The organism is Uruburuella suis, from assembly GCF_022870845.1.
Classification (GTDB): Bacteria; Pseudomonadota; Gammaproteobacteria; order Burkholderiales; family Neisseriaceae; genus Neisseria; species Neisseria suis.
This window is the reverse complement of sequence record NZ_CP091507.1, coordinates 1,334,956-1,347,969: the sequence shown is the minus strand read 5'-3', so window position 1 is coordinate 1,347,969 and position 13,014 is coordinate 1,334,956. Positions and strand designations below refer to the sequence as shown.

Here is a 13,014-nt window from a genome sequence, read left to right as displayed (position 1 = left end):
GATTTTGAGCGCAAAAGCGCGCTTGCAAGGCGAAAAGCGCAGCAAGGTTGGACACCTTGCGAGCATTTTCAACGCGACAGGCGCGTTTTTGAACCAAAAGATTGCCACGAGATGAATGGTGAGCAGACCCTAAAGCCATGCGGCCAAATCGGCGGTGTCGATATCCCATGCCCACACGCCTTTGCCGCTGCCGTCCATCCCGCGCAAAAACAGATAGCGCACGGCGATACGCGGCAAGGCCTGCCCGCGCAGCTTGAAATAGCGCGCAACGGCAATCGCGTAAATCAGCGCTTGCAGATAATAATGATGCGCAGCCATGGCTTCGTTCATGGCTTCTTGGTGGTAATCCGATTCGTGCATGCCCAGATGATTGGATTTGTAGTCGATGATGCACACTTGGCCGTCGGCGTCTTGATACACCATGTCGATAAAGCCGTTGAGATAGCCTTGCAGATCTTGAAAAGCCAGCCATTGCGCCGCAGCAATGCAGGCGGCGGGCAGCTTGAGATGCGGGCCGGCAAACCAGGCGCGCAAGTGATCGAGCCGGAAATCGTGCATATGCAGGGTAAACGCCATTTCGGGCAGGCGGCGGGCGGCGGGCTGCGCGGCTAAAGTGTGGCTGCCGGTGAGCGGTGTGAGGCGGGCGGCATCGAGCATGCCGTTTGCCGCTTCCAGCCAGCTTTCGTCAAAGCCGTAGCGCGTTAAGGCTTGACGGGCGGCTTCGCTTTGCTCGGCGGCCGGTCGGCTGAAATCGAAATGCTCGAGCAATTCGTGCAAACACACACCGGCATGTGCGCCGCGCGGAAAATGATAAATATCGTGCGGATTATCAGCAAGGCTTGCAAGGCTTTCAGACGGCCTCTCGTCAGACAAGGCCTCAGCCGGATCGATGGCCGGCTGCAATTCCTCGCGCGCATCATCGCGTGTGTGCACATGGCGGCTCAGGCCGGTGAAGCTGGTGTGGCGGATAAATTCAAAGCTGCGTGCGGGCATGGCGGCGGCTTGATAATGGCCGTCTGAAAAGCCGGCGACAGGTGCGCGGGCGATTTCGGGCGGCGCTTCTGCGGTGAACACAAAATCGCTGTTTTCAGGCGCTTGCCCGATAAAGCGCTGCCAGTTGCGCCGCAACATCGCTTTCTCGCCCTCTGCCTTATTGGCTTTTTTCTCGGCCGCATAAGCGGCGGCGGTGTCGGCAAAGCGGCTGTCGCAGCCGCCTTCGAGCAGATAGGCAAAGGTGTTGGCGGCGGTGTTGTCGCAATGGGCGGCATAAAGCGTGAGCTGCTCTTCGGCGCGGGTGAGCGCCACATAAAGCAGGCGCAGGCGCTCGCTGGCTTCTTCTTCGGCCAATTGCTGCAAATCGGCTTCTTCAAGCTGACTTTTGGCCAGCCATTCGCTCTGATCTTGCCGGTGCAGAATCTGCCAGCTGTCGGGCTTGCCGCTGGGGGCATCCCACACAAACGGGCAATAAACCAGCGGATATTGCAGCCCTTTTGCCGCATGCATGGTGACGATTTTCACCAGCGCTTCATCGCTTTCCAGCCGCAACAAATGCGCCTCGCTGCTGCGGCCTTGTTTGGCGGCTTGGATTTCGGCCAGCAGCCATTGCTGCAAAGCGGCGGGGTTGTGGTTTTGCTCGTCTTCTTCGGCGAGCTTTTCCAAAAGCTGGTGGTAATTGGTGAGGCTGCGGCTGTTGCCGCCGGCGAGCAGGCGCGTTTCGATGCCGTGGCGCGCGGCAAATTGCTGCATGGCGGCATAAAAGCCGTGTTGCTGCCATTGCAAGGCGGCGGCCTCGGCAGAATGTATCCACTCGAGCAACGCGGCTTCATCGTAGTTGAGCGCGTAAAGCTCGGCAGCGCTTTGGCGGAACAACACGCCGCCGAGCACAAAGCGCAGCGGCTCGGTGCGCTGCGGTTGCAGCCAAAAGCCGATCAGCGCAGCCAGCGCTTGGGCTTCGGGCGCGGCAAACACCGATTCGCGGTGCAGCAGCACGCTTTGCACGCCGCGCGCCCTCAAAGCTTGGCTCACGAGGCTGCCCTCGTTATGGGTGCGCACCAGCACGGCAATCTGCCCTGATTGCAGCGGCGCGCCATCATAATTCAGGCGGCCTTCGGCGGCTTCGGTTAGCGCAGCGGCGATTTCGTCGGCGCAATAATCGGCCGCGCGGCGGCGCAAGGTGTCTTTTTTCAAAATCTGCGCATCGTCATCAATCCAGCGCACCTGAATAGCCGTGCGCGGCGGCGCTAAGCGGCTTTTTGCGCGCGCAGCATCCACGTTCGCATAATCGATATGGGGCAGCACGAAAGGCTGCGCTTTTTGCCGGAACAAAGCGCTGATACCGTTGATCAGTTGCGCGTGGCTGCGGCGGTTGGTGGCGAGCGTGTAGTGGTGTTCGGCATCTTCGGCTGCTTGCAGATAAGCGTAAATATCGGCACCGCGAAAGCTGTAAATCGCCTGTTTGGGGTCGCCCACGAGAAACAGCGGGTTGCCGTGGGCGATAAAGGTATGCTGAAAAATGGCATATTGCAGCGGGTCGGTGTCTTGAAATTCGTCGATCAGCGCCACGCGCCAGTTTTTCGCCACGGTTTCGGCCAAAAGCGCACGCTGCGGACTTTGGCTGAGCGCGTGGTGCACATCGAGCAACAAATCGTCGAAGCCGCGCTCGCGGCTGCTTTTTTTCTGCTCGGCCAGCGCATGGTTGATGTGGGTGAGCAAATCGATCTGCAAGGCAATCAGCGCGTTTTCTTCGGCCATGTTTTGCTCATCCAGATAATGGCCGAGATCGGCCAAGGCTTGCAGGCGGGCGAATGCGGCTGCATTGGCGCTTTGGCCTTTTTTGAGTTTGTCTTCCAACATGGCGGCGGAAAGCATCATCAGCTTGCCGTCTTTATCTTGCGGCAGCGTGCCGGTTGCGGCGGCGCTCATCAGCTCGGCAAACAGCTTTTCAAAGGTGTTTTTGCGGTAGATATTGCCGTTGAGCGCGGGGTGGATTTTCCAGAAAGTTTCAATCAGCTCGGGCAGCTTGGGCATAATATTTTGCCAGCTTTGCTGCAAAACCGCTTCGGCGGCGGCCAAATCCACTTCAGGCCGTCTGAAAGCCAAATAAGGGCGGCTGAGGTATTTTTGGATTTCGGCCAGCATGTTTTCGGGGGTGTAGCGGTGTTTGAACACCAAACGCGCTTTGTGCACATCGGCGGCCACTTCGGTGCGCCAGAAATCTTGCGCGGGCGTGAGTAGGCGTTCGCGTTTGTGTTCGGCCAATTCGGTGTCGAACGGCGCTTGGCAGAGAAAGGCATAATCGCGTAACAGCCGCTGGCAAAAGCCGTGGATGGTGTAGATGGCGGCGTTGTCAAACTGGCTGATGGCGGCTTTGAGGCGCACCGTCAGGCGCGGCAGATTTTCATTTTGCAAGGCGCGGTGCAGCAAATCGAAAATAAAGCCATCGGGCGGCGCATCATCGCTGTGCAGGCGATAAAGTGCGGCCAAGGCTTCGGCATCGTCCGCCGCGTGCGCGGCTTCATCGGCGCTGCCCAATATTTCCAGCGTCTGCAAGGCTTCATCGAGCCGCGCACGCAGGCGGGTTTTCAATTCGGCGGTGGCCGCCTTGGTAAACGTGACCACCAAAATCTGCTCCACCGGCATTTTTTCCAGCACAATCAGCCGTGTAAACAAGGCGGCAATGCCCCAGGTTTTACCGGTGCCGGCCGAGGCTTCAATCAGATTGGTGCCGTGAATGGGAATATCGAGCGGGTGGAAAGGCTGGGCAGTCATGATTTATGCAGAAATAAAAAGGTGGCTTATCATAACATCGAAGGCCGTCTGAAACATTTGCTTTTTCAGACGGCCTTTTATATAAAGGCAGCTTGCATAGCGCACAATAAAGAGCAAAACATGATGCAGGAAACGATAAAGCAGCGGCAGCTGTGGCTGATTGTGCTGGCCGCGGCCTCGGTGTTGATGATTACCATGGGTATGCGCATGTCGCTGGGCTTGTTTGTGCAACCGATGGTGCGCGACACGGCGCTGAGCATCGGCGGCATCAGCTTTGCCATGGCGGTAACGCAGCTGATGTGGGGTGTGTCACAGCCGCTGGCCGGTGCGATGGCCGACCGCTACGGCGCTTGGCCGGTGCTTTGGAGCGGCACGCTGCTGCTCGCTTTGGGCTGCGCGCTGGTGCCGCTGATGCCCACGCAATGGGGCATCACGCTCACCATGGGGGTGATGATTGCTTTCGGTGCGGGCGCAGGCAGCTTTTCGATTTTAATCAGCCAAGTGGCGCATAAATTGCCCGCGCGCATGCAGGGCACGGCTTCGGGCATGGTGAACGCAGGCGGCTCATTCGGGCAATTTGTGTTTGCGCCGCTGGTGCAGGGGCTGATTTTGCTGCCGGCGCTGGGCTGGAAAGGGGCGATGTATGCGCTGGCGGCCATCAGCCTTTTGGCGCTGCCGATTGCGCGCTGGCTCACGCGCGGCGATGCCAAGCCGCAAGCGCCGCTGATGGCCGCCGGCGCGCCGGGGCAATCGCTCAAGCAGGCGGTGAGGCATTCTTTTGGCGATCGCAGCTATATTCTCTTGCATTTGGGCTTTTTCACCTGCGGCTTTCACATTGCTTTTTTGGTTACCCATCTGCCCACCGAAGTGGCTTTGTGCGGGCTGCCGCCGAGCGTGGCTTCTTGGTCGCTGGCCTTGATCGGCATTGCCAATGTGGTCGGCAGCCTGATTATCGGCTGGAGTGTGGGGCGCTGGCGCAGCAAATATATTTTGTTTTGGATGTATGCTTCACGCGCCGTGTTGATCGGCGTTTATTTGATGTCGCCGCGCACCGACACCACGTTTTACCTGTTTGCCATCGGGCTGGGGCTCACTTGGCTCGCCACCGTGCCGCCCACCGCTGCGATTGTGGGCAAGCTTTTCGGCGTGCGTTATTTGGCCACTTTGTTTGGCCTCACCCTGCTTTCACACCAAATCGGCGGCTTTTTCGGCGCCTGGCTCGGCGGCTGGGCCATCAGCGCATTCGGCGATTACGGCTGGATGTGGTATGCCGATATGGCGCTGGCCGCCGCAGCGGCGCTGCTGAACCTGCCGATACGCGAGCAAAAAATCGCGCGCACCGCAGCCGCCTGAGCTGCGATAAGCAGATTGGTTTTCAGACGGCCTGAGCGCAGCCCAACCTCTTTTTTCATTTGCCGCCATTGCAATCCGGCCATGATGCACACATGATAAGCCGCATCCCACACACAAAAGGAGCCAAGCCATGTCAAACCAAACCGCCATTTTCGCCGCCGGTTGTTTTTGGTGCATCGAAGCCGTTTACAACCGCCTCAAAGGCGTGCACAACGCCACTTCGGGCTACATCAACGGCCACACCCCCGCGCCCACTTATGCAGAAGTGTGCAGCGGCCACAGCGGCCACGCCGAAGCGGTGAAAATCGAATTCGACCCCGAAATCATCAGCTACCGCACGCTCTTGGAAGTGTTGTTCACCCTGCACGACCCCACCCAGCTCAACCGCCAAGGCCACGATGTGGGCACGCAATACCGCAGCGGCATTTATTATCTCGATGAAGCGCAAAAAGCCGAAGCCCAAGCCTTTGTGCAGGAAATGGCGGCTCATTATCCGCAGCCGATTGCCACCGAAATCGCCGCCGCACAAACCTTCCACCCCGCCGAAGCCTACCACCAGCATTATTTTGCCAACAATCCGCAGGCCGGCTATTGCCAAATGGTGGTGGCGCCCAAGTTTTTGAAAGCGCGCACAAAATATGCCGATTTGTGGCGCGGATAAACCCTAGGGTCTGTTCGCATTTCATCCGTGCGTAAGATTTTGAGCGCAAAAGCGCGCTTGCAAGGCGAAAAGCGCAGCAAGGTTGGACACCTTGCGAGCATTTTCAACGCGGCAGGCGCGTTTTTGAGCCAAAAGATTGCCACGAGATGAAATGTGAACAGACCCTAAGGCCGTCTGAACACTACAAACACTTTCAGACGGCCTGAAAATGCCGTTATAATCACCTTTTTCCCAACCCTTGCCCGCCATGATCAGCCAATTCAAACACATCGGCATTGTCACCCGCCCGCAAACCCCCAAGATCGAAACCGTGCTGCACGAGCTGATCGAATTTTTGTGCGTGCAAAAGCTGCAAATCTATCTCGATGATGCCAGCGTGGCCGACGGCATCATCACCGCCGCCGACCAAGCCCGCTGCGCCATTGTCAACAAAGACACCTTGGGCAAAAGCTGCGATTTGGTGATTGTGCTCGGCGGCGATGGCACTTTTCTTTCCGTGGCGCGCAAGCTTGCGCCCTACCGCGTGCCGATGATAGGCGTAAACCAAGGCCATTTGGGCTTTCTCACCCAAGTGCCGCGCGAGCAGATGGTGAACGAGCTCACCGGCATGCTCACCGGCAAATATCTGCCCGAAGAGCGCATTTTGCTCGAAACCTCGGTGTGGCGCGACGGCAAAGCCGTGCAAACCTCGCTGGCGCTCAACGACGTGGTGCTCTCACGCGGCGGCGCCGGCCAAATGATTGAATTCGAAGTGTTTATCAACGAAGAATTCGTTTACACCCAGCGCTCCGACGGCCTGATTATTTCCACCCCCACCGGCTCCACCGCCTATTCGCTCGCCGCCGGCGGCCCCATTTTGCAGGCCAGCCTGCGCGCCTTCACGTTGGTGCCGATTTGCCCGCAATCGATGACCAACCGCCCGATTGCCGTGTCCGACACCTGCGAAATCGAAATTCTCGTGACCAAAGCCGCCGATGCCCGCCTGCATTTCGACGGCCAATCGTTTGTCGACGTGCAAAACCTCGACCGCATCAACATCCGCCGCTACCGCCACAGCCTGCGCGTGCTGCACCCGAGCGACTACCAATACTACAAAACCCTGCGCCAAAAGCTGCATTGGGGCGAGCAATTGATTTAAAGAAGCAAAGCAGGCCGTCTGAAAACATATTCAGACGGCCTTTTATCTATTAAAATCAATACACAATACAAAACAATAAGAAAAATCACACTCACTATATAAAATCTTATTTAAACTACGAAAAATCTTAGCTATAATGACTGTCGTGAAATGAAGAATAAAGCGATACAAAGCGCAGCAATACCTTAGGGTCTGTTCACAATTCATCTCGTGGCAATCTTTTGGCTCAAAAACGCGCCTGCCGCGTTGAAAATGCTCGCAAGGTGTCCAACCTTGCTGCGCTTTTCGCCTTGCAAGCGCGCTTTTGCGCTCAAAATCTTACGCACGGATGAAATGTGAACAGACCCTAGCGCTTTATTATCTATTTCACAATATCATGTTTTCAGACGGCCTCTGCGTCTATAAAAGGATTACCCATGCTGCTGGCGCTCTCCCTGCACGACTTTGTAATCGTCGAGCAACTCCACCTCGATTTCCAAACCGGCTTCACCGTGCTCACCGGCGAAACCGGAGCCGGCAAATCCATCACCCTCGATGCCATCGGCCTGCTTTTGGGCGATAAAGCCGACTACAGCCAAGTGCGCACCGGCGCGCGCGAAGCCCGCCTCTCCGCCCTATTCGACCTCACCGCCCTGCCCGCCCTCAAAGCGCAGCTGCACGAGCAAGGCCTGCTCGACGAGAGCGACGAGCTCAGCATCCGCCGCATCATCGATGCCAAAGGCAAAAGCCGCAGCTTTATCAACGGCCAGGCCGCCACCCTCGCCCAACTCAAACAAATCGGCGAGCAATTAATCGACATACACGGCCAAAACGCCCACCACTCGCTTAACCAAGAAGCCGCCCAGCGCCGGCTGCTCGATGCCTTTTCAGACGGCCTTTCCCTAGCCGAACAAGTGCGCCAACATTACCACAGCTGGCAAGCCGCCCAAAAAGCGCTCGATGCCGCGCAAAACCAAGCCGAGCAGCGCACGATTGAGCGCGAGCGGCTGCAATGGCAGCACAACGAATTGACAGCGCTCGGCCTGAATCAAGGCGAATGGGAAAGCCTGAGCCAAAGCCACGACAGCCTCGCCCACGCCGCCGATCTTTTGCAGGCAGCCGAACAAACAGGCGAATACATCAATGGCGACAACGGCATGCAAAGCGCGCTCTACCAATGCCAAAAGCTGCTCGGCAGCCTGCAAGCCATCGAGCCGCGCTTTGCCGAAAGCCTCGATATGCTCGCCAGCATCGAAGCCGAATTGGGCGAAATCAGCGCCAATATGCGCGACGTGGCCGCCCGTGTGGAAATCAATCCCGATGAATTGGCCGAACAAGAGCAGCGCATGGGCGAATTGATGAGCATGGCACGAAAATACCGCGTGGAGCCGCAAGACTTGCCCGCCAAACAAGCCGAGCTTGAAGCCGCGCTCGAAGCCCTCGAAGCCGCCGCCGACATCGCCGCCCTCGAAGCCGCCCGCGCTCAGCATGAAAACCAATATCGGGCCGCCGCCGATCAATTATCCGCCCTGCGCCGCCAAAACGCCGCCCGCCTCAGCGCCGAAACCGGCGAGCACATGCAGGATTTGGCCATGAAAGGCGCACAATTCCACATCGAGCTTTTGCCCTGCCCCCCCGCCGCCCACGGCCTTGAGCATGTGCAATACCAAGTGGCCGCCAACCAAGGCTCGCCGCTGCGCCCGCTCAACAAAGTGGCTTCCGGCGGCGAGCTCGCCCGCATCAGCCTAGCGCTGCAAGTGGTCACCAGCCAATACACCCAAGTACCGACCCTGATTTTCGACGAAGTCGACACCGGCATCGGCGGCGGCGTGGCCGAAACCGTCGGCCGCGCCCTGCGCCGGCTCGGCAAACAACATCAAGTGCTGGCCGTCACCCACTTGCCGCAAGTGGCCAGCTGCGGCGAAAACCACTGGCAAGTGCACAAACACAGCAACGGCACGCAAACCCTCAGCGAAATCAGTGTGCTTGATGCCGCCATGCGCATCGAAGAAATCGCCCGCATGCTCGGCGGCGAAACCATCACCGACACCACCCGCCGCCATGCCGAAGAAATGCTGGCGCTGGCCGCCCAATAATCTCCAACGCAAAGCCCAGCCAGCATATCCATCCAGCATATATAGTAAAATGCAAGAAAAAGTGATACAAAACTATGCACTATAACGGAGTAGGTTGGGTTGATAAACCCAACGTTTCAGACGGCTTGTCGGCTTGTTGGGTTTTCAACCCAACCTACCCGTTGTATCACTTTTTTATGCATTCCACTATAGAATGCGATAGCGCACATACCTTGTTTTCATCCAACAGCAAGGCCGTCTGAAAGATAAAGTTTCAGACGACCTTGATTTTTTATAGCAGAACGTTGTAGGTCGGATACTCGTATCCGACATTCACCGCATTCCTGAAATATTGCTATGCAAAGGCCGTCTGAAAAAGTTTCAGACGGCCTTTTGCACCTGACCTTACAACAGCCGCAAGCAAAGCTGAGCTTGATTCAGCGGCAACAATCAGCGCGAGCCGCTGTGTCCGCCGTCGCGCCACAGCTGCCACAAAAGCAGCGCCGCCGCGGCCGCAATGCGGTGTTTCCAGCGCAGCGGCAGGAAAACGCTGTTCCACAAAAGGTGGCCGGAAGGCAGGCCGTTGGCCAAGCCCACGGCTTTGCTGAAATTGGCATCCAGCAGGCTTTGTTGCTCGGCAGCACGGCGCTTTTGCAAATATTCGGCCGCGATTTTCAGCCGCGCAAGCTGCGCCTGTATTTCCAAAAGCTCGCGCTCTTGCTGATAAGTATAACGGCTCATAACGGCTCCTCATCATTGCGCTTGGCTGTGGCCTGCTGCCCGCGCAAATAGGCGATATCTTGCTGCATATCGTGCAAAGTGGCGGCAATTTGGCGGCTTTTCTGCTGCCAGCTGCTCATAATCCAAGCAGCCAATGCGGCAATGCCGAGCAGGCAGGCCAAGGCGATGCCGAAAAACACCCAGATTTTGGCTTCGGCACCCAATGCGCTGTCGAGGCCGAAGAGCAGGCTGATCATGCCGAATGAAAACAGCGCACCCGCAAACACAATAGCGGCGATGATTTTCAAGATGGTGGTGGCCTGATCGTTCAAATCCAAGCCTAAAATGCGCAAACGCAGCAGCAGCAAATCGGCGCCTTGATGCAGCAGCACTTTATAGTGATTGATGTTTTGCCTTAAATTCATATCCGCCCCTGTATGCAGCCGAAAGTCAGGCCGCCCTGTTGATGCCAGCTTGAAGCAAGGCGATGCAGGCGGCTTGTCAGTCATGTCATACCAAACCTAAAAAACAACTGAAAGCACTGCTCCGCATTGGCGCATTTTTGTGCGCACTTCGGTTTACCGCCTTGTTATCTGTGTTTTAGGTTTGGTATCAGTTCAGCTTTACGAAATCGGTGCAACAAGGCCGTCTGAATGTTTTCAGACGGCCTTCACCTGATGATTAACGGCGGTTGAGCAACACGCCGACCACCAAGCCGGCCAATGCGGCAAAGCCCATGGCGTAATACGGTTTTTCCTGAATCAGCTCATCGGTGCTGCGGCAGGCGCCGCGTGCTTTTTCGGCAGTGTAATGAGCGGCTTCGCGTGCGCGGTCTGCGGCTTCATGTGCTTTGGCGCTGGCAGCGGCTTCAAAATCGGCAAATTGCGATTTCACTTTGCCCAATTGCGCTTGTGCTTTGGCTTTCAAGGCTTTGGCTTCTACTGTGCCGCTTTCCACTCCGGCGTCATAAAGGTTTTCCACTTCCTGCAAAACAGAGCGCACTTCTTTCATCAAGGCTTCTTTTTGGGCTTCAAAATCTTTATCTTTACGCATGGCACTTTCCTTTTTTCGGGTAAACAACAGGCGGTGGAATTTCCCGCCCACTCTGTTTCAATATAAGCTGGTTTTCTAAAAAAATCAAGTGTTATACCAATAAAAATAAATAAGCTATAATCGCCCCATGCCTAAACTGACCCCAAAAAACCACCAACTCACCGAGCATGATTTTATCAAACTCGCCAAAACCGAACCCCACCCGCGGGCTCGGACACGCTTGTTTATACTGCACCAACTGCAACAAGGCCAAGCACCCGAAGAAATCGCCCCACTGTTCGGATTGAATCCCCTTACCATACACATATTGCGGCGCAAATATTGGGAATTCGGCATCGAACAGGCCATTTACGACAAACAGCGCCCAGGCCGCAGCAGCAAACTAAAGCCGGAAGACCATCAAGCCTTCAAACAGCGCATCATCGAAGAGCAAGAAAAGCGCGAAGGCGGCAGGCTCACGGCCGAAGACATCCATACCATTGCCGCTCAAGAATTCAATGCCCACTACAAACACAGCAGCAGCCTGTATCCTTTATTGCACCGTATCGGCATGAGCTGGATAACCGCCCGCAGCCGCCATCCACAGGCCGACCCAGAAGCGCAAGACGCTTTTAAAAAAACTTTGTTGACGAAGTAAAAGCCGTATTACCTGAACACATCAAGCCCGAACAAGTCGACATTTGGTTTCAAGACGAAAGCCGTATCGGACAACAAGGCAGCCTCACTCGCGTATGGCACGAAAAGGGAAAAAGGCCTCGCCTTATCCGCCAACAGCAGTTTGAATACGCCTATATATTTGGCGCTGTTTGTTTAACAACGGGAGCAACAGCCGCTTTGGTGATGCCCGGTGTCAACAAAGAAGCGATGCTGCTGCATTTACAGCAAATATCGAAAGAAACCCCCGAAGGCCGGCATGCCGTGGTGGTGATGGACGGTGCGGGCTGGCATCAAGATTTTCATGAGCTGAAAAACGTATCCATATTGAAACTGCCGCCATATTCACCGGAACTGAACCCCATAGAGCGGGTATGGTGGCAACTGAAGCAAACCTCCTTATCCAACCGTTGTTATAAGGGCTATGAGCAGATTGTAGAGGCTGGCTGCATTGCGTGGAATGCGTTGGTTGCAGAAAAAGACAAACTCTGTTCGCTGGTGGCTTGTGAATGGGCTTTATTATAGATTATTTATTTTGAATGGTATTAAGCCGTATTTAATTGCGTAAAACACAGGCCGTCTGAACATTCAGACGGCCTGTGTTTTCAACACAAATACGTCTTTTGCGGCATTAAAACGGAATATAACTGGCAGGGTTAACCGGTTTGCCGCCTTCTCGCACTTCAAAGTGCAGCTGAGTGCGCGGTGCATCGCTGTTGCCCATGCGGGCGATGGTTTGGCCGCGTTTCACGGTTTGGCCTTCTTTCACCAGCAGGCTTTGGTTGTGGCCGTAGGCGGTGAGGAAGGTTTGGTTGTGCTGCACAATCACAAGATTGCCGTAGCCGCGCAAGCCCGAGCCGGCATACACCACTTTGCCGTCGGCGGCCGACACCACGGCCTGGCCGGCGGTGCCTGCAATGTCTACACCTTTATTGTTGCCGCCGAAATTGGCAACAATATTGCCGGCGGTGGGGCGCTGCCAAGTGATGCCGGCCACGGTGCGGGTGGCACCGGACACGGTCGGCGTGGTGGCAGGCGTGGACGGTGTGGGGGTTGAAACTGCCGGTGTGGCCGGTGTGGTAGCAGCGGGTGTGGCCGCGCCGCCTGCCGGTGCCACATAGCCTGCCGGTTTCACATGCAATACTTGGCCGACGCTGATGGTGTTGTCGGCCAGATTGTTCCAGCCGCGCAGATTGTCTTGCGTGATGTTGTAGCGTTTGGAAATATTAAACACGGTGTCGCCGCGCACCACGGTGTGGGTGGCCGCATTGATGTCGACCGGCGCATAAGAAGGGGTGTAGGTGCCGCCGCTGCTTGCGGGCGGGGTGTAGGGCGCGGGTGCTGCGCCGGCCGCATTCGGGTCGTAAGGCGTGGCGCCATACGGGTTGCTTTGGTCGGCCGGTGTGCCGGTGGCGGCACCGCCGGCGGTGCCGGCCACTACGGGCGCGGCCGGCTGTTGCAACCATGAACACGCGCCCAACAACAATACCAAGGCCAGCGGAGCAGTGCGCAATGCGGTTTGTTTCAACATATCTTAATACCTTATGTAGATGGATTCTGATTGAGATTCGGGCATATCATAATCAAACTGTGCCCTGCCCTCAAGTGTTTAG

The 13,014-nt window shown here is 56.5% G+C and carries 12 protein-coding genes; 6 read left to right on the top strand and 6 right to left on the bottom strand.

All coding sequences use genetic code 11. The features are described 5' to 3' along the window. Window positions 1-129 precede the first annotated feature (129 nt). Entirely contained in the window at window positions 130-3,768 is a 3,639-nt protein-coding gene (recB, locus tag LVJ78_RS06015; RefSeq protein ID WP_132954892.1) for an exodeoxyribonuclease V subunit beta, read from the bottom strand. Window positions 3,769-3,888: 120 nt separating this feature from the next. Here recB and LVJ78_RS06010 point away from each other — a divergent pair, with 120 nt between their 5' ends. Further along, window positions 3,889-5,121 (top strand): MFS transporter, encoded by a 1,233-nt coding sequence (locus LVJ78_RS06010; protein ID WP_243650409.1) that lies wholly within the window; start codon window positions 3,889-3,891, stop codon window positions 5,119-5,121. Window positions 5,122-5,251: 130 nt separating this feature from the next. Then, entirely contained in the window at window positions 5,252-5,782 is a 531-nt protein-coding gene (gene msrA / locus LVJ78_RS06005; protein ID WP_132954891.1) for a peptide-methionine (S)-S-oxide reductase MsrA, read from the top strand. 21 nt (window positions 5,783-5,803) lie between these two features. On the opposite strand, the gene LVJ78_RS06000 is transcribed toward msrA, so the two are convergent. Continuing rightward, complete coding sequence (locus LVJ78_RS06000) at window positions 5,804-6,046, bottom strand: hypothetical protein (protein WP_132954890.1); 243 nt, start codon at window positions 6,044-6,046, stop codon at window positions 5,804-5,806. On the opposite strand from LVJ78_RS06000, the gene LVJ78_RS05995 reads away from it, so the two are divergent. Together LVJ78_RS05995 and recN are read left to right on the top strand one after the other, a co-directional pair. Beyond that, window positions 6,030-6,920: an NAD(+) kinase gene (locus LVJ78_RS05995; RefSeq protein ID WP_132954889.1), complete on the top strand. Its 891-nt coding sequence runs from the start codon at window positions 6,030-6,032 to the stop codon at window positions 6,918-6,920. The genes LVJ78_RS06000 and LVJ78_RS05995 overlap by 17 nt on opposite strands. A gap of 416 nt (window positions 6,921-7,336) precedes the next feature. Next, window positions 7,337-8,995, top strand: a complete 1,659-nt coding sequence (gene recN / locus LVJ78_RS05990) for a DNA repair protein RecN (protein ID WP_132954888.1) — start codon at window positions 7,337-7,339, stop codon at window positions 8,993-8,995. A 429-nt stretch (window positions 8,996-9,424) separates the two neighbouring features. Here the strand turns inward: recN and LVJ78_RS05985 are convergent, their stop codons facing one another. The 3 genes from LVJ78_RS05985 to LVJ78_RS05975 form a co-directional block, all read right to left on the bottom strand. Further along, entirely contained in the window at window positions 9,425-9,715 is a 291-nt protein-coding gene (locus LVJ78_RS05985) for a hypothetical protein (protein ID WP_132954887.1), read from the bottom strand. Further along, the gene (locus LVJ78_RS05980) at window positions 9,712-10,119 is read right to left on the bottom strand and encodes a phage holin family protein (RefSeq protein ID WP_132954886.1); all 408 of its coding nucleotides are present in this window, start codon (window positions 10,117-10,119) and stop codon (window positions 9,712-9,714) included. Before LVJ78_RS05980 ends, LVJ78_RS05985 begins: the two co-directional genes overlap by 4 nt. A 256-nt stretch (window positions 10,120-10,375) precedes the next feature. After that, a complete protein-coding gene (locus tag LVJ78_RS05975) occupies window positions 10,376-10,747 on the bottom strand; it encodes an ElaB/YgaM/YqjD family protein (RefSeq protein ID WP_132954885.1) in 372 nt (123 codons plus the stop codon). A 127-nt stretch (window positions 10,748-10,874) separates the two neighbouring features. On the opposite strand from LVJ78_RS05975, the gene LVJ78_RS05970 reads away from it, so the two are divergent. Together LVJ78_RS05970 and LVJ78_RS05965 are read left to right on the top strand one after the other, a co-directional pair. Next, window positions 10,875-11,384: a winged helix-turn-helix domain-containing protein gene (locus tag LVJ78_RS05970; protein ID WP_244802557.1), complete on the top strand. Its 510-nt coding sequence runs from the start codon at window positions 10,875-10,877 to the stop codon at window positions 11,382-11,384. A gap of 20 nt (window positions 11,385-11,404) precedes the next feature. After that, entirely contained in the window at window positions 11,405-11,926 is a 522-nt protein-coding gene (locus LVJ78_RS05965) for an IS630 family transposase (RefSeq protein ID WP_342345067.1), read from the top strand. Window positions 11,927-12,032: 106 nt separating this feature from the next. Here LVJ78_RS05965 and LVJ78_RS05960 read toward each other — a convergent pair whose 3' ends face one another. After that, the gene (locus LVJ78_RS05960) at window positions 12,033-12,932 is read right to left on the bottom strand and encodes a peptidoglycan DD-metalloendopeptidase family protein (RefSeq protein ID WP_132954659.1); all 900 of its coding nucleotides are present in this window, start codon (window positions 12,930-12,932) and stop codon (window positions 12,033-12,035) included. Window positions 12,933-13,014: the final 82 nt, after the last annotated feature.